The 20550-nt window shown below is 59.1% G+C and carries 20 protein-coding genes; 7 read left to right on the top strand and 13 right to left on the bottom strand.

The features are described 5' to 3' along the window. Window positions 1-433: 433 nt before the first annotated feature. Window positions 434-1252, bottom strand: a complete 819-nt coding sequence (locus tag KUV52_RS10545; protein WP_222525898.1) for a hypothetical protein — start codon at window positions 1250-1252, stop codon at window positions 434-436. Window positions 1253-1793: 541 nt separating this feature from the next. On the opposite strand from KUV52_RS10545, the gene KUV52_RS10540 reads away from it, so the two are divergent. Together KUV52_RS10540 and KUV52_RS10535 are read left to right on the top strand one after the other, a co-directional pair. Continuing rightward, a complete protein-coding gene (locus KUV52_RS10540) occupies window positions 1794-2591 on the top strand; it encodes a KilA-N domain-containing protein (protein ID WP_222525897.1) in 798 nt (265 codons plus the stop codon). 9 nt (window positions 2592-2600) lie between these two features. Beyond that, complete coding sequence (locus KUV52_RS10535) at window positions 2601-2810, top strand: helix-turn-helix transcriptional regulator (RefSeq protein WP_222525896.1); 210 nt, start codon at window positions 2601-2603, stop codon at window positions 2808-2810. A gap of 46 nt (window positions 2811-2856) precedes the next feature. Here the strand turns inward: KUV52_RS10535 and KUV52_RS10530 are convergent, their stop codons facing one another. Next, entirely contained in the window at window positions 2857-4047 is a 1191-nt protein-coding gene (locus KUV52_RS10530; RefSeq protein WP_222525895.1) for a tyrosine-type recombinase/integrase, read from the bottom strand. Between the two features lie 136 nt (window positions 4048-4183). Here KUV52_RS10530 and sbcB point away from each other — a divergent pair, with 136 nt between their 5' ends. Together sbcB and cdd are read left to right on the top strand one after the other, a co-directional pair. Further along, window positions 4184-5632, top strand: coding sequence for an exodeoxyribonuclease I (gene sbcB, locus KUV52_RS10525; RefSeq protein WP_222525894.1), 1449 nt, complete (start codon window positions 4184-4186; stop codon window positions 5630-5632). A 103-nt stretch (window positions 5633-5735) separates the two neighbouring features. Then, window positions 5736-6620, top strand: a complete 885-nt coding sequence (gene cdd, locus KUV52_RS10520) for a cytidine deaminase (protein WP_222525893.1) — start codon at window positions 5736-5738, stop codon at window positions 6618-6620. A gap of 92 nt (window positions 6621-6712) precedes the next feature. Here cdd and KUV52_RS10515 read toward each other — a convergent pair whose 3' ends face one another. The 9 genes from KUV52_RS10515 to yceD form a co-directional block, all read right to left on the bottom strand. Beyond that, window positions 6713-7579: an NAD(P)-dependent oxidoreductase gene (locus tag KUV52_RS10515; protein ID WP_222525892.1), complete on the bottom strand. Its 867-nt coding sequence runs from the start codon at window positions 7577-7579 to the stop codon at window positions 6713-6715. 181 nt (window positions 7580-7760) lie between these two features. Beyond that, complete coding sequence (gene fabF, locus KUV52_RS10510) at window positions 7761-8999, bottom strand: beta-ketoacyl-ACP synthase II (protein ID WP_222525891.1); 1239 nt, start codon at window positions 8997-8999, stop codon at window positions 7761-7763. 65 nt (window positions 9000-9064) lie between these two features. After that, the gene (gene acpP, locus KUV52_RS10505) at window positions 9065-9298 is read right to left on the bottom strand and encodes an acyl carrier protein (protein ID WP_013344908.1); all 234 of its coding nucleotides are present in this window, start codon (window positions 9296-9298) and stop codon (window positions 9065-9067) included. A gap of 164 nt (window positions 9299-9462) precedes the next feature. Then, window positions 9463-10209 (bottom strand): 3-oxoacyl-ACP reductase FabG, encoded by a 747-nt coding sequence (gene fabG / locus KUV52_RS10500; RefSeq protein ID WP_222525890.1) that lies wholly within the window; start codon window positions 10207-10209, stop codon window positions 9463-9465. Between the two features lie 16 nt (window positions 10210-10225). Next, window positions 10226-11155 carry an ACP S-malonyltransferase gene (fabD, locus tag KUV52_RS10495; protein WP_222525889.1) on the bottom strand — a complete coding sequence of 310 codons (930 nt, stop codon included), beginning with the start codon at window positions 11153-11155 and terminating at the stop codon, window positions 10226-10228. 12 nt (window positions 11156-11167) lie between these two features. Beyond that, window positions 11168-12136, bottom strand: coding sequence for a beta-ketoacyl-ACP synthase III (locus KUV52_RS10490; RefSeq protein WP_222525888.1), 969 nt, complete (start codon window positions 12134-12136; stop codon window positions 11168-11170). Between the two features lie 8 nt (window positions 12137-12144). Next, window positions 12145-13170 (bottom strand): phosphate acyltransferase PlsX, encoded by a 1026-nt coding sequence (plsX, locus tag KUV52_RS10485; protein ID WP_222525887.1) that lies wholly within the window; start codon window positions 13168-13170, stop codon window positions 12145-12147. A gap of 12 nt (window positions 13171-13182) precedes the next feature. Beyond that, window positions 13183-13353, bottom strand: a complete 171-nt coding sequence (gene rpmF / locus KUV52_RS10480) for a 50S ribosomal protein L32 (RefSeq protein WP_222525886.1) — start codon at window positions 13351-13353, stop codon at window positions 13183-13185. 17 nt (window positions 13354-13370) lie between these two features. Continuing rightward, a complete protein-coding gene (gene yceD, locus KUV52_RS10475) occupies window positions 13371-13904 on the bottom strand; it encodes a 23S rRNA accumulation protein YceD (protein ID WP_222525885.1) in 534 nt (177 codons plus the stop codon). A 195-nt stretch (window positions 13905-14099) separates the two neighbouring features. On the opposite strand from yceD, the gene KUV52_RS10470 reads away from it, so the two are divergent. Together KUV52_RS10470 and KUV52_RS10465 are read left to right on the top strand one after the other, a co-directional pair. Continuing rightward, window positions 14100-14696: a Maf family protein gene (locus KUV52_RS10470; RefSeq protein WP_222525884.1), complete on the top strand. Its 597-nt coding sequence runs from the start codon at window positions 14100-14102 to the stop codon at window positions 14694-14696. 65 nt (window positions 14697-14761) lie between these two features. Further along, window positions 14762-15100 (top strand): DUF962 domain-containing protein, encoded by a 339-nt coding sequence (locus tag KUV52_RS10465; protein ID WP_222525883.1) that lies wholly within the window; start codon window positions 14762-14764, stop codon window positions 15098-15100. A gap of 10 nt (window positions 15101-15110) precedes the next feature. Here KUV52_RS10465 and KUV52_RS10460 read toward each other — a convergent pair whose 3' ends face one another. Then, window positions 15111-15758: an HAD family hydrolase gene (locus KUV52_RS10460; RefSeq protein ID WP_222525882.1), complete on the bottom strand. Its 648-nt coding sequence runs from the start codon at window positions 15756-15758 to the stop codon at window positions 15111-15113. Continuing rightward, window positions 15758-16717 carry a 23S rRNA pseudouridine(955/2504/2580) synthase RluC gene (gene rluC, locus KUV52_RS10455; RefSeq protein WP_222525881.1) on the bottom strand — a complete coding sequence of 320 codons (960 nt, stop codon included), beginning with the start codon at window positions 16715-16717 and terminating at the stop codon, window positions 15758-15760. Before rluC ends, KUV52_RS10460 begins: the two co-directional genes overlap by 1 nt. Before the next feature lie 564 nt (window positions 16718-17281). Here rluC and rne point away from each other — a divergent pair. Continuing rightward, window positions 17282-20506 carry a ribonuclease E gene (gene rne, locus KUV52_RS10450; protein ID WP_222525880.1) on the top strand — a complete coding sequence of 1075 codons (3225 nt, stop codon included), beginning with the start codon at window positions 17282-17284 and terminating at the stop codon, window positions 20504-20506. The last annotated feature ends 44 nt before the right edge of the window (window positions 20507-20550 follow it).

Below are 20550 nucleotides of genomic sequence, written 5' to 3'. Positions count from 1 at the left end.
AACCTCGTCACCCCCACCAGACGAGCCGTAGACGATGCCTGGCAGGCCATAACACCTTACCCAATAGCACAGACCTAGCCTTGTCCCGGTGGCCCCAAGGAGGGCCTAGAGGGCAAGGCGATAAGCTTCAAGCTTGTCCATACCTTAGCAACACACCATGTGTGTTCTATGTAATCCTTTGTCTTTAATAGGCACGGACAACTTTTCGCACCCAGACCAGACAAAACTTCACCCTAAGACTGGACAATGAAGTGCCCTTGCGACGGCGAAACTGCCGTTGTTTCACGCCAGAAGGGCCCTCTTTTGGCTTTTATGACACCACTTTCACGCGTCAATGAACGTCAGAGTAGCGTGATCTTGGCTTCCTCCCTCGTGCTCGCAGTAATCACCGTGTACAGGCATCAGTATGCGTCACGGCGTATTCGTCAACGCCTTAGTACTCACTGGCCATTGGGTGGCGCTCTTCAGACTCGGTGCGTTGGTCCAAATACCATTGGTGGACCTCAGCCCCTTGGGGCCCCAGAAGCACGCCAATACCATTGCGGTAACCAGGGATCTTTACCTTCGTTAGGACACCTTCACCGACGAGTACATCCATGGACCGTTGCGCCTGATGGAGACTCACCCAGCAAAATGTTGCTAAGGCCCTCATGGATTGGAACGTAGCTGCGCCGTCCTGCCCCATAATCGGTCCCATCAAGCGCGCAAGGATAAGCGCATTGACAGCGCCATACCGATGAACGTGAGCCAGAGGCAACCGTTGCGGCACGAAGCGCTCCGTCGCACTGGTGTTTTGTCCCTGTTCTGGCGTGTAATCGGCAAATAAGTGGCGGTAGTCCTGCCCAACGGAAGAGCCCAGGAAAGTAGGGGTCAACTGGAAAGACAAAGGGCCCTGATGGCCTTGGGTCGGGAAACGACGTCGCTCCGTTGTTACCACCCCAGCTTTGCGCAACGTATCCACCGCGCGCCCCAAGGTGCGTTCGCTGCAACAAAACCACTGCGCCCAATCCCGGTAGAAGCGCCACGTTGGTTGCGAGGACTCCCGGTTGTTCAGTGCCCAAAACATCAGATCACCGACAACCATCGCAGGATACGGCCCCAAATCCAGAAACACGATGGGATGGATAAATACCGCCTTTGGCATGTTGGGGCCATTTCGTTTGGTAGCGCTTTTCTTTAGGCGTCGCTCCAGCAGATCAGCAAGTGCTTGCGGGCTGGTAACTGCGCAGCAATCAGGTTGGTGTCCGGACATACCTTCTCCTTCTGGACTAGATGAATGAACAGGGGAGAAGTGGTAAGCACGACACGATCCCACGCCCACCCAAAGCACCTCAAGCAACCTCCCCTGCAAAACGAAACCATCTTGACCGCATGCAACAAAGCCGCTGCACACGGAACGTGGCAACGTCAGCGCATCGCGACGAAGATGGTAAATGGTGTTGAAACGAGGGACTTAGACGGGACGAGGCACACAGTGGCTTTGTGGAGAGCCACACTCACCAGTGACACAGAGAGGGCAGTGTCTAAGTGAGAGTGATGACTGCGGTTCTAAAGCACCTTTAGCGGCGTATAAAGCTCATGGGATTCTTTTTTCGTGAAAAATTGAAAAAGCGCAAAGTGCCAGCAAAATGGGCGATGCCCCGCATGCTACTCACCAACTGCCTAAATAAGCAACTCTTGTAACCCCTGAACAGCATATCCGCCTAACATTCGCCAAACTTCAACCGTTTTCACTCTTAGTCAAGCTGGGCAAATTGAGGATAGTGGCAATACGCCTAAACGCGGAGATAGCAATGAACGCCAATACTCTTATCGTCGCCGGTGACAGCGCCACGCTTGCAGGCCAAGCGCCGCTACCCATGTTCTCTTCTCTTTCGGTCGGGGATGTTGTGATCGGCCAGCACGACGGCCTGTTTAGCCTGAATGACCTGCACCAGGCCAGTGGCAATGCACGACATCATGCGCCTGCGCAATGGTTACGCACCGACCAGGCTCTAGCGCTATCGCAGGCCTTGGAAAATGTGCAAATCTGCACAATTAAATCCAACCGAGGCAGAAACGGCGGCACCTACGCCTGCAAGGAACTGGTCTACGCCTATGCCATGTGGATCAGTCCTCAGTTCCAGTTGCGGGTGATCCAGGCCTTTGACGCTCTGGCTCGTGGCGACGTGGCTCGGGCGCTGGCAAAGGCCAATACCCAACCCGCTCGCAGTGCCCTGGACAAATTACGCTTGCAGCGGGCACAACGTGAGGTACTGGAAAACGCGAAACGGCTCAAAGACATTCTGCCTGACCTGAGTGATGCGGCCATTCAAGCCTACACGGCCGCTAACATCAATGAGGTGGCAGGGCTGCAACTTCTTCCCTTTCCCACCGTTGAGCCCACCTGGAGTGCGACAGAGCTCGGCAAGACCTGGGGAGTCTCTGCGACGGCGATTGGGCGTATCGCCAACGAGAACGGACTCAAGGCGGCGCCCTTCGCTTGCAGCATACTGACCAAGGCCGCGAACTGCGAGCGGCAGGTCACGCAGTGGCGCTACACCCACCTGGGCGTGGGAAAACTGAAAGCGCTGCTGGGCATCAAGGCATAAGGGGCGAGTATGACGGACATGAAACCGACCGCGCGGCTTCTGAGCCGACAGGAAGTGTTGGACATGATTGGAGTAACCGACAGCACCATGCGTCGCTGGCAGATGCTGTACGGCTTCCCTCGTGTCTCTCTGGGTAGCCGCTTCAGCCGCAAAGCTGTGGAGGATTGGTTGGCGAAGGCCGATGCCGGCACAGTGGTGACGACGAAGGGGCGTGACTAACCGTTACGTCGCCTGAGGGGCGGCCCCAAAAGGCCGCCTTTACCGTCTAGAAAAGTCCAACAACCTTGGCCGCATCCTGACTCACCTCCTCCATTAAACGGCGGTAATACGCCTCGTAGGCCTTTTCCTGCTCTTCCAACCAATCGTGCTTGTTGTAGGTCGCCATAATGGACGGCAGCTCATGCCCCAACATTTTTTCGGTGACGTGAGGCGCAAAGCCCATCGCAGATAGGTTAGTTGATAACGAACGGCGAAAATCGTGGGCACGCCAGAATGGGAACCCGAGGTCGTTCCGAATGTGCCGTTGCAGCTTATTCGCCGACGAGATGGTCAGTGGCTTGCTCAGATTTAGCCCCGGGAACACGGGCCCTTCGGCGCCGTAGGTAATAGCCATCTCCTTCAGCAACTGCTTTGCCCCCGAGGAGAGCGGACGGCGGATAGTGCGGTTCGTCTTTGAGTGCTCTTTCGGAACCACCCAAAGTCCACCCTCTGTGAATTCCGACCAATCCGCTTGTAGCGCTTCGGACAAACGACACCCTGTTAACATGGCAAACTGCAGTACGATTCGGGAGCTAGGCGAGCACCGCCGCCCGCTCAGCTCCTTCCAGATAGTGGCCAGCTCATTCCAGTCCAATACCCGCTCCCCACGCTTGGGGGCTTCACCAACATCGCCAACCTGCAACTCCAATACCGGAAGCACGCTGGTAACCAGTTTCCGGCGGACAGCCCACCGCAGTGCGGTTTTCAAGACGCGCAGGGCTGACCCGGCCGTGACCGGACTGTGCTGCTCTGCGATGCTGTCGAAGTGCGCCAACCAAAGCGGCATGGTGATCTTCTCCACCGGCATCGGAAAGCGGCCTATGAGGTGAGTTTTGCAGACAGAGCGGTAAAGCACGCGAGTACGCTCTTTGAGCTTCTTGTCTACTGCCACTGTCAGCCACTGATTGAGCAACGTGTCGAGCACGGCAGAGGCCCCATGTTCATGGCCCGGATCCTCACCATCTTCGAGGCGGCGACGCAAGCCGGGGACTTTTCCCCTCGCCTCCGATAAAGTAAGGCCAGGATAACGGCCAAGCGTGAGTCGTCGGGCTCTACCCATAAAGCGATATCGGTACTGGAACGTGACAACCCCCTTGGGGGACACGCGCACACCCAGCCCATCTCGGTCCGACAACTCTGCCGGCCCGTCATAGGGGCGACCTACAATCTTGTCGAGCTTGGTCTTTGTGAGCGCCATTTTGCCTCCTGCTGTGGACTCGACAGCCAGTTTAGCGCTGGATTTTTTTGTACACAACGGCCTGTTTTCTGTACACGCGTTTGTACACAAATAATGGATAATGACGGCAAACTACGGTGAAGTCCGGGGAAACTAAATGTCCGATAAACAAACAGATAGGAACTCGCGAGGAAGTGCGGCGAGCTCCACCCTCCTCTGGCACGATTACGAGACCTGGGGCGCAGATGTGGCGCGTGACCGTCCGGCGCAGTTCGCCGGGATACGGACCGACCTGGATCTCAACATCATCGAGGAGCCGGTCGAGTTTTACTGTCGTCTGCCTGCCGACTACCTGCCTAAGCCGGAAGCGATTCTGGTTACCGGCATTACGCCGCAAAAGGCCAACCGTCTGGGTGAGGTGGAAGCCCACTTTATGGCCCGGGTGCATGAGCAGATGGCGCGCCCCGGCACCTGCACCGTCGGCTACAACTCCATCCGCTTCGACGATGAGATCACCCGCTACGCCCTGTACCGCAACTTTTATGACCCCTACGCCCGTGAGTGGCAGAACGGCAACAGCCGCTGGGACATTATCGACCTGGCACGCGCCTGCTACGCCCTGCGCCCTGACGGGATCGTCTGGCCGGAGCGTGAAGATGGCGCCCCCAGCTTTAAGCTGGAGCATCTGACCGCCGCCAACGGCATCGGCCACGAGAACGCCCACGATGCGGTCTCCGACGTAAAGGCCACCATCGCCCTGGCGAAGCTGATCAAAACCACCCAGCCGAAGCTGTACGACTGGGCGTTCCGTCTGCGTAACAAGCGCTTTGCCGCCAGCCAGATCGACATTCTTGCCCTGAAGCCTCTGCTGCACGTCAGTTCCCGTTTCCCGGCCACTCAGGGCTGTGCCTCGCTGGTGCTGCCGATGGCCTGGCACCCGGACAACAAGAACGCCGTGGTCTGTGTGGATCTGGCCCAGGACCCCACCCCGCTGCTGGAGTGGGACGCCGAGACCCTCAAAGCCAAGCTGTATCAGAAAGCCGCCGATCGCACCGAGGGGGAACCCCGGGTGCCGGTCAAACTGGTACATATGAACAAGTCGCCCTTTATTGCTCCCGCCAGCACGCTGGAGGATGCCAACGCAGAGCGCCTGGGCCTGGATAAGGCGGCCTGCCGGGAGCACTACAAGACACTGCGTCAAAACCACGCGGCGATCCGGGAAAAGCTGCACGACATGTTTGCGGATGAAACCCCGCCTGTGAGAGAGCCCGATAACCCGGATATCCAACTGTACGGTGGCTTCTTTAACGAGGCTGACCGGGCGCAGATGGAGTTGGTTCGCAACACGGCGCCGGAACACCTGGCGGCACTGGAGCCCCAGTTTGTGGATGCCAGATTGCCCAAACTCTTCTTCCGCTACCGGGCCCGCAACTTCCCGCAGACGCTGAACGAGTCGGAGCAACGCCGCTGGCACGAGCACTGCAAACAGGCACTCAGCGATGCCGACTATGTACACCACCTTGAGGGGCTGTTTGAGCAGCACGCGCAGGATGAAGAGAAGCTCAAATTGCTGACCGCACTGGGCCACTATTTGCACTCTTTGTAGCCCACAGATCCCGTCTTTCAGAATGCGCGTCGTGATGGCGCGCACATTATTTCCATCCGCGACTGCCTACACTGTGCACATCCCAGACATTGGAGCCAGAAGTATGGCCTTCGCATTTGAGACCGCCCTGAAACAGCTCCCCGAGGAACTGGCCGGGGCTCTGACTTCACGCCTGACTCAACCCTTTACCGGTTATCTGAGCGCCGAGGACGTCCAGGCCCTGGAGCAGGATTCCGGCCTGAGCGGCCACGACCTGTTGCTGGCGATGCTGCCCCTGGCGGCCAGCTTCTCTCAGGCGCCGGTGTCCCATTTTGAAGTGGGTGCCATCGCCCGGGGTCGCAATGGCGATCTCTACTTTGGCGCCAACCTCGAACTCGCCGGGGAAGCCCTGTTCCATTCCGTCCATGCCGAGCAATCGGCCATCAGTCATGCCTGGCTGTCCGGGGAAACCGGTTTGACGGAGATCGTGGTCAACGCCTCCCCCTGCGGCCATTGCCGTCAGTTTATGAATGAGCTGAACAGCGCGGACGAACTGGTGATTGTGCTGCCGGGCCAGGACAACGGTGCCCTGCATCACTACCTGCCCTATGCGTTTGGCCCCAAAGATCTGGGCGTCGAAGTCGGGCTGATGGCTGCCTCCGGCCAGGCACTTCAGTTGCAGGACGCAGACGCGCTGGTACAGGCCGCCCTGGAGCAGGCCCGCCTGAGCTATGCCCCCTACTCTCACAGTCCCGCTGCGGTGGCGTTGGCCTGCCGGGACGGGCAGGTGTTTGTCGGCCGTTACGCCGAGAATGCCGCGTTCAACCCGAGCCTGCCGCCGATGCAGATGGCGCTGGCCGCCATGGCGCGACACCGGGTTGGGTTTGACCAGATCCAACGTGCGGTTCTGGTGGAGAAAGCGGATGGCCAAATCAGTCAGGTCAACGCTGCCACGGCCGCTCTGGCCGCCATCAGCCCGGTGACGCTGGAAGTGAACCGTGCGTCCTAAACCGAGAAAGCAACAAGCCGCCCGCAGGCGGCTTGTTCGTTTCTGGCGAGAGCGCAATCCGGTTCAGAACGCCCCCTCCCTCGCGGCCTGATTCAATCCTTCAGCCGCGCTTTCAGCGATGAGGTGTCCCAGCGGCCACCGCCAAGCTTTTGCACCTCAGCATAGAACTGGTCCACCAGAGCCGTCAGCGGCAACTGGGCCCCATTTCGTCTCGCTTCGGTCAGGGCGATATCCAGATCCTTGCGCATCCAATCCACGGCGAAGCCAAACTCAAACTGGTCCCGCAACATGGTGTGAGAGCGATTCTCCATCTGCCAGGATTGCGCCGCCCCCTTGCTGATGACGTCCACCACCTTATCGCCATCCAGGCCCGCTTTCTGAGCAAAGTGCAGGCCTTCAGCCAACCCCTGAACCACACCGGCGATGCAGATCTGGTTCACCATCTTGCACAGTTGACCGCTGCCTACCGGGCCCAATAGCACGGCAGAGCGGGCATAGGCGTCCATCACCGGCTTCACCTGTTCAAACTGAGCCGGGTCGCCACCCAGCATGACGGTCAGTACGCCGTTTTCCGCACCAGCCTGTCCACCGGACACCGGAGCATCCAGGAAGCCTTTGCCCTGAGCCTCGGCTAGCTCAGCCAGCTCCCGCGCCACATCCGCAGAAGCGGTAGTGTGATCCACCAGGATGGCACCTGGAGCCATCCCCGCCAGGACGCCATCGTCGCCCAGAACCACGGAGCGCAGGTCGTCGTCGTTGCCCACACACACCATGACGTACTCCGCGCCTTTGGCGGCTTCGGCGGGCGTCGCCGCCCAACGGCCACCGAATTCGGCACTCCAGGCTTGCGCCTTGGTGGTGGTGCGATTGTAGACGCACACTTCGTGGCCCTGTTTCTGAAGATGGCCGGCCATGGGATACCCCATAACGCCCAGGCCGATAAAGGCTACCTGACTCATTGTTTTTGCTTCCCTAACTGCGATCTATCGGGCCATTGTCTGACAGTGAGGTCCGGTTGCCAACCCACCGTCAGGATTAAGCCGCTCAGCGACAATACTCTCCCCCTTCCAAGGAGAGCGATACCGGCATTCAGGCACAAAAAAAGCGCCCCTTGGGGCGCCTTTTGATGCAGTCAGTCCGTCAGGCTTTCTTGAACAGCAGAGAGCCGTTCGTACCGCCAAAACCGAAGGAGTTGCACAGGGCGTACTCCATCTCCACTTCACGCACACCCTGGGGGTTGAAGTCCAGGTCGCAGCCTTCAGCGGGGTTTTCCAGGTTGATGGTGGGCGGCACTTTCTGCTCGTTCAGAGCCAGAATGGTGAAAATCGCCTCGGCAGAGCCAGCCGCACCCAGCAGGTGACCGGTCATGGATTTGGTGGAGCCCATGATCAGCTTGTAGGCGTGCTCACCGAATACGGATTTCACACCGTTCACTTCGGCAATGTCGCCAGCCGGGGTGGAGGTGCCGTGGGCGTTGATGTAACCCACCTGCTCCGGCGCCACGCTGGCGTCGTTCAGCGCGTTGCGCATGGCAGCAGCGCCACCACGGCCATCTTCCGGCGGAGAGGTCATGTGGTGAGCGTCGCCGCTCATACCAAAGCCCACCAGTTCGGCGTAGATCTTGGCACCACGAGCCACTGCGTGCTCGTACTCTTCCAGTACGATGACACCGGCACCGTCACCGATAACGAAACCGTCGCGGTCTTTGTCCCAGGGGCGAGACGCTTTGGTCGGGTCGTCGTTACGGGTGGAGAGCGCCTTGGCCGCAGCAAAGCCGCCCACGCCCAACGGGGTGGTGGCCATCTCGGCGCCACCGGCGATCATCACATCCGCATCGCCGTAAGCGATCATTCGCGCTGCGTGGCCGATGTTGTGTACACCGGTGGTGCAGGCAGTCGTGATGGCGATGTTCGGTCCGGTAAAGCCGTACATGATGCTCAGGTGACCGGCGATCATGTTGATGATGGTGGACGGCACGAAGAAGGGAGAGATCCGGCGCGGGCCGGACTTCATCAGCTGGGTGTGGTTCGCTTCAATCAGATCCAGACCACCCATACCGGCGCCGATGGCCGCACCAATGCGGTGGGCGTTGTCCTCGGTCACTTCCAGGCCGGCATCTTTGATCGCCTGGATGGAGGCGGCCAGACCGTACTGGATGAACAGGTCCATCTTGCGCGCGTCCTTCTTGGACAGGTACTGCTCGACGTCGAAGTCCTTGACCGAGGCAGAGAAGCGCACAGCCAGATCACTGGCATCAAAGTGCGTAATGGGGGCGACGCCACTTTGGCCCGCCAGCAAATTGTTCCAGGTAGTGGCAACATCGTTGCCTACCGGGGTTACGGCGCCGAGGCCGGTAACTACAATGCGACGTTTGGACACGGGTTCCTCCGGGTGAAACAAAAAACAGGCGGCATAAGCCGCCTGTTTTTTCTGAATGCTGAGGCTTACTGGTTAGCCTGAACGTAGTCGATCGCAGCCTGAACGGTAGTGATCTTCTCAGCTTCTTCGTCCGGGATCTCAGTATCAAACTCTTCTTCCAGAGCCATTACCAGCTCAACGGTGTCCAGAGAGTCAGCACCCAGATCGTCTACGAAAGAGGCTTCAGGCTTAACGTCTTCTTCCTTAACGCCCAGCTGTTCTACGATGATCTTCTTTACGCGTTCTTCGATGTTGCTCATGATTGTTACTTTCCTGTTCAAATACGCTGATGCGTCGAATTGCGGTTAGTGTATTCGATTCCACGTACAATGCAAGCGCCTTGCACCGTGGTCAAACCACGAAAATACATAAATTTTCGTGAATTTTAGAACCACTATCACGCCATAATTCGTCACACTTTGATTTAGGCCATTACCATGCCGCCATTGACGTGCAAGGTCTCGCCGGTGATGTAACTGGCCCGATCAGAAGCCAGGAAGACCACCGCATCGGCAATCTCTTGCGCCTGGCCCAGACGCGCAACCGGGACCTGCCCCATAATAGCGGCTTTCTGGTCGTCGGTCAGTTCGTCGGTCATATCAGTTTGAATGAAACCGGGCGCGATCGCATTGACGGTGATCCCACGGCTGGCGACTTCTTTTGCCAATGACTTAGTAAAGCCCAGCAGGCCGGCTTTTGCCGCTGCATAGTTGGCTTGGCCCGGGTTACCCATGGTGCCCACAACGGAACCGATGTTGATGATGCGACCGTGGCGCTTCTTCATCATGCTGCGCAGTACCGCTTTGGAAGTGCGGAATACGGAGGTCAGGTTGGTGTCGATAATATCGGTCCACTCACCGTCCTTCATACGCATCATCAGGTTGTCGCGGGTGATGCCGGCGTTGTTCACCAGAATGTCCACGTCACCGTATTGTCCTTTGATCGCTTCGAACAGCGCTTCAATGGACGCAGGATCGGTGACGTTCAACACCAGACCTCGGCCATTCTCACCCAGGTAAGCGCTGATCGCTTCCGCACCACGCTCGCTGGTGGCAGTGCCAACCACGGTGGCGCCAGCAGCAACCAGTTGCTCGGCAATGGCACGGCCGATGCCGCGGCTTGCGCCAGTTACCAGTGCAATCTTGCCGCTCAGGTCAAGAGCCAGGCTCATAGATTCTCTCCTTTGATTAAGACAGCAGGGCCTGCAGGTCTGCGGGCAGATTCACCGCAGTGCCGGACAGGGCCTTGTTGATCCGCTTGGTCAGACCGGTCAGTACCTTACCCGGGCCACACTCCACCAACTGCTCGACACCTTGATCGGCCATGGCGTTGACGGTTTCGGTCCAACGCACCGGGCAGTACAGCTGACGCACCAGGGCGTCTTTGATCGCTTCAGCGGAGTCCGCTTTGGCCACGTCCACGTTGTTGATAACGGGGATCGCCGGGGCAGATACTTCGATGTGTGACAGGGCTTCGGCCAGCTTTTCAGCCGCAGGCTTCATCAGCTCACAGTGGGACGGCACGCTGACCGGCAACGGCAGAGCGCGCTTGGCGCCAGCGGCCTTACAGGCTTCACCGGCACGGGCTACCGCGTCTTTATGACCAGCGATAACCACCTGACCCGGGCTGTTGAAGTTCACCGGAGACACCACTTCACCCTGGGCGGCTTCCGCACAGGCTTTGGCGATGGCGTCGTCGTCCAGACCGATGATGGCGGCCATGGCGCCGGTGCCAGCAGGTACGGCTTCCTGCATGGCACGTCCACGCAGAGCGACCAGCTTGACCGCATCCTCAAATTTCAGGGCACCCGCGCACACCAGTGCGGAGTACTCACCCAGGCTGTGACCGGCCATCACTGCCGGTTGCTCGCCGCCCGCTTCACAGTAAGCGCGCCAGATCGCCACGGAGGCGGTCAGCAGTGCGGGTTGAGTGTTTTCAGTGCTGTTCAGCGCCTCAGCCGGGCCGTCCTGCACCATCTGCCACAGGTCGAAACCCAGCGCTTCGCTGGCTTCGGCAAAGGTGGCCTGGATAATCGGGTACTCGGTGGCCAGTTCGGCCAGCATGCCCACGGTCTGGCTGCCCTGACCGGGGAAAACAAATGCGGTGTTCTGAGTCATGAAAAGGCTTCCTTAGTATTTGACCACTGCGGCGCCCCAGGCGAACCCGGCACCAAAGGCTTCCAGCAACAGAGTCTGACCGCGCTGGATGCGACCATCACGGATCGCCATATCCAGAGCCACGGGGACAGACGCCGCGGAGGTGTTGCCGTGCTCTTCCAGGGTCATCACCACCTGCTCCATCGGCAGGCCCAGTTTTTTCGCAGTGGCTTTCAGAATTCGGAAATTGGCGTTGTGGGGCACCAGCCAATCGATGTCGCTCTTGGCCATGCCATTGTGCTCGAGGGCTTGCTCAACCACTTCCGCCAGACGGGTCACGGCCTGCTTGAACACCTCATTGCCTTTCATAATGAGGTAGTCGGCCTGATCCGCTTCCAGTTGCACATCTTTATTGCGCTTGGGTACACGGGTCTTCAGCAGGTCGCCAAAGCGTCCATCGGAATGGATATGAGTGGAGAGTACGCCGGGCTCTTCGCTGGCGCCCACGATGGCGGCGCCAGCGGCGTCACCAAACAGAATCAGGGTGGTGCGATCATCCGGGTCGCAGTGGCGGGACAGGGCGTCGGCACCAATCACCAGGATGTGCTTGCATTGACCGCTCTTGATGAACTGGTCAGCAATGGAGAGGGCAAACATGAAACCGCTGCAGGCCGCTGCCACATCAAAGGCGGGGCAACCGTGTGCACCGAGCAGTGCCTGAATTTCACACGCTGAGGAGGGATAAGCGTTATCGGCACTGGTCGTACCGCAGATGATCATGTCCAGCTGTTCGGCGCTAATGCCTGCGGCTTCCAGCGCCTTAAGGGCGGCCTCGTGGCCCATGGTGGTCACGGATTCGGTTGCACCGGCAATGCGACGCTCGCGGATGCCAGTACGCTCGCGGATCCACTCGTCGCTGGTTTCCACCATGCGCTCCAGATCGGCATTGGACCGCACCTGGGGCGGCAGATAGCTGCCGGTACCAAGAATTTTTGTATACATAAGTAGACTTAGGATTTATCCAACAACACCGACTCGAGTCGGCTTTTGATTCGGCCCGGCACCTGACGGGACACTTCCAGCACCGCCTCTTCGATGGCGCGCAGGAAGGCCGCTTGATCAGCATTGCCATGGCTCTTGACCACAATACCGCGCAATCCTAACAGAGTCGCACCGTTGTACTGGTCGGGGTTCATTTGCTTATAGAGCCGCTTAAGTCGGCTTTTGAGCAGCAAGCCCAGAATTCGGGCCAGCAGATTGCCCTCCATGGCTTGGCGCATCTGTTGCACCAAGAGTCGAGCGATCCCTTCCGTGGTCTTTAAGGTGACGTTACCGATGAATCCGTCGCAGACAATGACATCCACGGCACCGGTAAAGATAGCGTCACCTTCGATAAATCCGCGATAGTTCAGCTGGGGGGTGGCCTGCAGTAGCTGAGCCGCTTGCTGAACCTGATCGTTCCCCTTGATCTCCTCCGCTCCAACATTGAGCAGCGCCAGCCGGGGACGGCGACGATTGCCCACACACTCCGCAAGAACGGAGCCCATCACCGCAAACTGAAACAGAGTTTCTGAATCGCACACGACGTTGGCCCCCAGGTCTAGCATGTAGACGGGGTCGCCGGTGGTAGTAGGGAGTGCGGTGGTCAGAGCCGGGCGGTCGATCCCCGGCAGCGTTTTCAGCACCACTTTGGCCATCGCCATCAGGGCACCGGTATTGCCGGCACTGACACAGGCATCCGCCTTGCCCTCGTGGACCAGCTCCAGCGCCAGGCGCATGGAACTCTTACGGCGGTTGCGCAGCGCGTGCAGCGGTCGATCAGACATCGATACCACTTGTTCGGCGTGCAGCAATTGCAGTCGGGAGGATTCGGTTCGGTGATGACGACGCAGTTGTTCGCCAATGGCGATGCGGTCACCCACCAGGATGATGGTCAGTTGGGGATAAAGCGCCAGTGCCTGCAAAGCTGCAGGCACTGTGATATGGGGGCCGTGATCGCCCCCCATGGCATCTAACGCTAAGGTTAGATTGGACAAGAGCAGGTCAACTTACAGGTTGATGACCTTCTTGCCACGGTAGAAACCGTCGGCAGTCACGTGGTGACGACGATGCTTCTCACCAGAAGTGGCGTCTACAGACAGTTGAGATGCAGTCAGTGCATCGTGAGAGCGACGCATACCACGCTTGGAACGAGTCTTACGGTTCTGTTGTACGGCCATGGCCCCAATCTCCTCGATTAATTTCGCTTAAGAGTTTCTAACACCGCGAACGGGTTCTTCGGACGCTCATCAGCAGGGTCGGTACGGGGCAAAACCCCAACCGTCACATCCCGCGAAGATTGGCTGCAGTCTTCAGAATCGTGCATCGGCACGATGGGGAAAGCCAGCAGTACCTCATCTTCGATGAGATGTTGAAGGTGTACCTCGCCATTTTCGTCTAATTCGACAGGCTCATAGGCGTCCGGGAGCTCATCAATCTGTGAATCGTCAGTCACAGGACTGTATGCGAACTCAACCGCGATCGGATGGCTGTAAGTGTTCATGCAGCGTTGACATACCAGAGTGAGCTCCGTCACAGCCTTCCCCTTGAGGTAGACTATCCCCTGAACATCAATGCCACATTCAACGAACACCCGCACATCAGTGCAGTCGCCGGCGCTGGCACCGTTCACGCGCTTCAGTACCTTGGCTGGGAGGATACCCTCATAGCTAAGGCCCCGTTGAGCGCAACGAGCCGGGTTCAGCATTACCGGAATTCGTACATTCTGCATAAGGCGCGCATCTTAATGGTTGAACTGTACCGAGTCAAAGGAAATTTTAGACCCGGGAACCCCGCCTGACGCGGCTTTATACTAATACGAAGCGTGCTCGGCGAGGTCCGCTTTTTACGTGTTTACCTTGGTGCTGTCAACGGGATTTGTTAGCCTTTGCGGCCCACTTTCCATTGAATGAAGTCACAGGTAACTATGGATAAGGTTCTGGTCCTCGGATCCACCTCCCCCTTCCGCCGCGAGCTGCTGGAAAAATTGGGCTTGCCCTTTGTCTGCGACAAGCCCGAAGTGGACGAAACCGCATTAGAGGGCGAAACCGCCCAGGCGCTGGTTGGCCGTCTTTCTGAGGCCAAGGCTCGCGCCGTGGCCGAGCGTCATCCTAACGCGCTGATCATCGGCTCCGATCAGGTCGCTGTCGTCAAAGGCGCCATCCTCGGTAAGCCCCACACCCACGAGAAAGCCGTTGCGCAATTAAAAGCTGCCAGCGGTGAAGTGGTCACCTTCTACACCGGCCTGACCCTGCTGAACAGCGCCACCGGCCAGGCCCAGACTCTGGTGGAGCCCTTCGAAGTGGCCTTTAAATCGCTGAGCGACGCTCAGATTGAGGGTTACCTGAAGGCGGAGCAGCCTTATAACTGTGCGGGCAGCTTCAAAAGTGAGGGGCTCGGCATCATGCTATTTGACCGCCTGACCGGCCGTGACCCCAACGCGCTGATTGGCCTGCCTTTGATTAGCCTCGGCGAGTTGCTGGCCAACGAAGGGGTGGATGTCCTGACCCTTCAGAAAGCGTAATCGCCTTGCTCGGGGGCGGGTCCTTCGCTACAAAAGAGGGAAGATATTGAGGACAGGGAGTCCCCATGAGCGAAAAACGGTTTCAGAGTTTCCACCAGTTTTACCCCTTCTACCTGAGTGAACACAGCGACCGCCGCTGTCGGGCACTGCACTACACCGGTTCTCTGCTGGTATTGGCTTGTCTGGGTTATCTGATCGCCAGTGGCAACTGGCAATGGGTGTGGCTGCTGCCGGTGATCGGCTATGGCTTTGCCTGGATTGGCCACTTCGGATTTGAACACAATCGCCCCGCCACGTTTCAGTATCCGCTCTACAGCTTTCTGGCTGACTGGGTGATGTTGAAAGATTGGATGACTGGCCAACTCGATGCCAAGCTGGCCAGTGCTTTGGAAGGGAAGCAGTAAGCCGACGGGGTCAGACCCACTCCAGCAGTTCAAGAGGACGGTGGATCACCGCTTTGGGTGACGCAGTCAGAAGATGCTCTGTACTGCCGGCACCGTAGCTGACCCCGACGGTGTCGCTCCCGGCACGGCGTCCCATCTCCAGATCGAACCAGGCATCCCCCACCATCAGGGCCCGGGACGGTGCAACGCCCTGCTCCCGGCACAGCTCCAGCACCATCTGAGGGTCCGGCTTGGAGGCGGTTTCACAGGCAGTACGAGAGCTGACAAAGTGGTGTTTCAAGCCACTGTGGCCAAACGCCCGCTCAAGACCGTGCCGCGCTTTTCCCGTCGCCACCGCCAGCTTATGGCCGCTCGCCTGGAGGGACTCCAGCAGAGCCTCAACGCCATCAAACACCGGCGTGGGCGCCAGAGCGGGATCCGCATAAAGGTCACGGTAGCGTTCACGGAACGTCAGGGTCTGACCCTCATCCAAGCCAGGCACCAGCGTCTGAATCGCTTCCGCCATGGAGAGCCCGATGATTCCACGGACCGCGTTATCGTCCGCCACCGGCAGCGACAATGAACGTGCCGCTTCCTGCCAACACTCCACAATGCGCCCGACGGAATCCATCAGGGTGCCATCCCAGTCAAAGATGATCAGCTCGTACTGTCGTTCCATCAGCGCAGTGTCTCCAGTATCGCTTCCAGTTGATTATCCAGGGGGGCTTCCACCGTCATGGTCACCTCCTCTACCGGATGGGTAAAGGAGAGCCGGAATGCGTGCAGGAACAAACGATCCAGCCCTTTACTTCGCATCAGGGTGTCGAACTCGTCATCGCCATAGCGCTCATCGCAGGCGATCGGATGACCGGCGTGCTGGGTGTGCACGCGGATCTGGTGGGTACGACCGGTGATCGGGCTGGCTTCCACTAACGTGGCCTGCTCAAACCCTTCCACGATGCGGAAACGGGTCTCCGAAGGCTTACCTGTGCTGTCGACCCGCACCAGGCGTTCGCCGGAGCTCAGGGTGTTTTTCAGCAGGGGTGCCTGCACCGCTCGGGTTTTGGCGTTCCACTTACCCTTAACCAGCGCCAGGTACTGCTTGCGCATGGTCTTCTCACGCAGCTGATCCTGCAGATGCTTCAGGGCAGAACGGCGCTTGGCCACCATCAACAAACCGGAGGTGGCCCGGTCCAGACGGTGAACCAGCTCAAGCTGGCGCTCATTGGGGCGCAGCGCCCGCAGCGCCTCAATCACGCCAAAGTTGATGCCACTGCCGCCATGCACCGCGATGCCGGACGGTTTGTTGATCACCAGCATCACCTTGTCTTCGTAGACAATCTGGTTCTCCAGCTGCGCCACTTTCTCCAGCTTGGCAGAGGGCGCGACGGTATCGTCCCGCTCAGCCACGCGAATCGGGGCAATGCGGATCTGATCCCCATCAGCCAGCTTGTATTCCGGTTTAACGCGCTTTTTATTGACCCTCACCTCGCCTTTGCGCAAAAGACGGTAAATCAGACTCTTTGGCACCCCTTTCAGGAAGGTGCGCAAGAAGTTATCAATTCGTTGACCGGCATGGTCTTCGGTGATGTCGACCCATTGAACCTGGGGACTGGGTTTGGAAACGGACTCTTTCATGGGCGCTAGTGTACACCGAGCCAGAAAGGGCCCCAAATACGCAGTTCGATAATTGCTGAGGAATTGCAAAGTTGCTATTCTTGTCGCACCGGTGGGCTCAGAATGCCCTCAAGATGGCCATGCCATCCCGGTCGGGGCCAGGAAAGGGCCAGTAATCTTGCAGTTTCACGGATTACCCACAGACCATACCCCGGACAGGCGGCCACAAATTGATGCCCCTGTACTGGCGACGGCGCCTCCTTAGAGGCTGGCTCCCCACCCCGTAATCATTGAAGAAAGTAAGCACTGTTACCGATACAGGTCTGACCGGCCAAAAGCCCGGCAGAGAGAAAGATTTCATCAGACGCTCCGGCGGCTGATTACCGCGCGTTAGCGCGTTGACAATGAGGCCTATCAGGCAACCAGACCATCCGCGGTGCGCCCGCGGCTGCCTGCTCTAGAGTGTGGGTTTATTCCACCGTGCCTCCACCCCCAGTCCAGCCGTGAGGCTGCTTAACGCCTTGGGGTGCCGGCTTTTCCGGTACTCGACCTGTTCGGTGACAAGAAATGGAATAAGTCACCAAAATGAAAAGAATGCTGATCAACGCAACTCAATCAGAAGAGTTGCGCGTCGCGTTGGTAGATGGCCAACGTCTCTATGATCTGGACATCGAAAGTCCTGGTCATGAGCAGAAGAAAGCCAACATCTACAAAGGGAAAATCACCCGCGTAGAACCCTCCCTTGAAGCCGCCTTTGTCGATTACGGTGCAGAGCGTCACGGTTTCCTCCCCATCAAAGAGATCGCCCGCGAGTACTTTGTCGACGGTGCCCCTCTGACTGGTCGCCCCAACATCAAAGAGGTGATCAAAGAGGGTCAGGAAGTGATCGTCCAGGTGGACAAAGAGGAGCGTGGCACCAAGGGCGCAGCCCTGACCACCTTCATCAGCCTGGCGGGTTCCTACCTGGTTCTGATGCCCAACAACCCTCGTGCAGGTGGTATCTCCCGCCGTATCGAAGGGGATGAGCGCTCTGAGCTGAAAGAAGCCCTCTCCAAGCTGCAAGTGCCCCAGGGCATGGGTCTGATTGTTCGCACCGCCGGTGTGGGCAAAGCCGCCGATGAACTGGCGGACGACCTGAAAGTGCTGCTGCACCATTGGGATGCGATCAAGCAGGCTGCGGACAGCCGCCCTGCCCCGATCCTGATCCACCAGGAAAGCAACGTCATCGTTCGCGCCATCCGTGATTACCTGCGCACCGATATCGGTGAGATCCTGATCGACCACCAGCGCATCTTTGAGCAAGCCAAAGAGCACATCGGCCTGGTGCGTCCTGACGCCCTGAGCAAGCTCAAGCTCTATCAGAGCGAAGTGCCGCTGTTCACCCACTACCAGATTGAGACCCAGATTGAGTCCGCCTTCCAGCGTGAAGTGCGCCTGCCGTCCGGTGGCTCCATCGTTATCGACCCGACCGAAGCACTGACCGCGGTAGACATCAACTCCGCTCGTGCAACCAAGGGTGGTGACATCGAAGAGACCGCGCTGCAGACCAACCTGGAAGCCGCAGACGAGATTGCCCGTCAGTTGCGCCTGCGCGACCTGGGTGGCCTGGTGGTGATCGACTTTATCGATATGGGCCCGGTGCGCCATCAGCGTGAAGTGGAAAACCGTCTGCGTGACGCGGTTCGTCAGGATCGTGCCCGCGTACAGATTGGCCGCATCTCCCGCTTCGGTCTGCTTGAGATGTCCCGTCAGCGTCTGCGTCCCTCTCTGGGCGAGTCTGCTGCACACCTGTGTCCGCGCTGTAACGGTCAGGGCACCATCCGTGGCACCGAGTCCCTGGCGCTCTCCATCCTGCGTCTGATGGAAGAGGAAGCGATCAAGGAAAACACTGCCCAGGTGGAAGCTCAAGTGCCCACCGACGTGGCCGCGTTCCTGCTCAACGAGAAGCGCAAAGCGATTCGCATCATTGAGCAGCGCCACAAAGTGGAGGTGTACGTCATTCCGCACCCCCACATGGAGACCCCCAACTACACCGTGGTACGTCACCGTAAGGACGACACCATTACCGAAGCGAGCTACAGCCTGGTAGACCGCCCGGAGGCCAAACTGTACGAGCCGCGTAAGCTGGAGCGTCAGCAGGGCGACAAGCCGGTTCTGCAGGGCCTGAGCGCCCCGGCAGCTGAGAAAGAGACCAAGGCCGAGAAACCTGCCGAGCGTCCTGCCCAGAAGCCGAAGCGTCAGCCTAAGGCTCAAGCCCAGCAAGAGACCAAACCCTCCCTGCTGACCCGCATCGGTGCCGCCATCAAGGGGCTGTTCGGTGGCGAGAGCAAGGAAGAAGAAGCCAAGCCGAAAGAGAAGCGCGGCGAGCGCGGTGGTCAACGCCGTCAACGCGGTGAGCGTGGTGAGCGTGGTGAGCGCGGTGACCGTCAGGATCGCAACCGCCGTGGCCGCAAGCGCGGTGAACGCACCGAGCGCACTGAACAGGAAGAGCAAGGTAAGGTCGACGCCAACAAAGAGCGTCGCCGTAACCGTCGCGACCGTCGTGGTGACCGTGACCGCAGTGAAGAAGCACCCCGTCAGGAGCGCGCTGCCAAGCCGGTAAAAGAGGGTCGCGAACAGGCTTCCGAAGAGCGTCGTGAATCCAGCCGTCGTGAGCGCCGTAAAAAGGAGCCGCGTGCCGAAAAGCCGGCCGAAGTGACCGAACAGGAAGCGGTAGCCGCAGCGGAAACCCGTCGTGAAGAGCAGGTAGAGCAGCGTCGTGAACGCCGCCAGCGCCGTCAGCTGGAGCGCTCCGTTCGCACCTCCTCCAAGAGTGAAGCCGCCGCAGAAGCCGCTGTCGAAACTCCGGCTGCTCCGGTTGCCGAAACTCCGGTGGTTGAAACGCCAGTCACCGAGGCTGTCGCCCCGGTTGAGACCGTGAGCAAAGCCCCGGTAGCAGAAGTGACTGAAGCTCAGCCTGTGGAAGCGATGGCTCCGGTCAGCGAAGCCACAGAGGAGACTCAGGGTGAGAGCGAACTGACCCTGACCGACAACGAGCGCAACGCACACCGTCGCTCCCGTCGCAGCCCCCGTCACCTGCGCGCCGCCGGCCAACGCCGCCGTCGTCAGCACCGTGACGAGTCTGACAGCGGTGAGCTGGAGGAACAGGCACAACGTGATCCGATCACTGCCCGTTATCCGGAAGCCACTGAGCTGAACGCCCCGGCAGAGGAACAGCTGGCCATCCCGCTGGAACAGCCGGAAGCCGAAGCCGCACCGGAAGCCGAAGCCGCCAAGCCGGTGGAGCAAGCGGTCGCTGTAGAGGAAACCCCGGTAGCCGAAGCCGCAGAGGTGGTAGAAGCCGCTCCGGCCGTTGAAGCTGAAGCCGCTCAGCCGACTGACGTTGAGCCGAAAGCGGAAGAGGTTCCGGTCGCCGCAGAAGCGGTTGAAACTCAGGAAGCGGAAGCTGTCCCGGCGGTTGCCGAAGAAGTGGAAGCGCCTGCTGAGCCGGTTGCCGCTGTCGTTGAGCCAGCCGCCGAAGAAGCGCCGGTTGAAACCGTGAAAGCGGTTGAAGCCGAAGTTCCGGCTGCTGAAGAGGTGGTTGAAGCCGCTCCGGTATCCGAGCCGGTAGCCGCTCCGGCAGTTGAGCGCCGTGGCCGTCTGGACCTGCGTCTGGCCGTCAACGCCGCCATGGCCTCTCCGGAGACCATTGACGCCGAGATGCCCCTGATTGAGGTCAGCGTGCCGGAGTACGAAGCCAAGGCTAACGACTTCGCAGTGAATCGCTACCGCATGATGGTGACGGCCAACATGACCCGTCCTGTGGAGTAATCACTCCCACACAGAAAAGCCACCCGATTGGGTGGCTTTTTTTT

Origin of the sequence: Ferrimonas balearica, assembly GCF_019802055.1 — a bacterium.
GTDB classification, from domain to species: Bacteria; Pseudomonadota; Gammaproteobacteria; order Enterobacterales; family Shewanellaceae; genus Ferrimonas; species Ferrimonas balearica_A.
The sequence above is the reverse complement of the archived record's forward strand: the minus strand, read 5'-3'. Positions and strand labels throughout refer to the sequence as shown.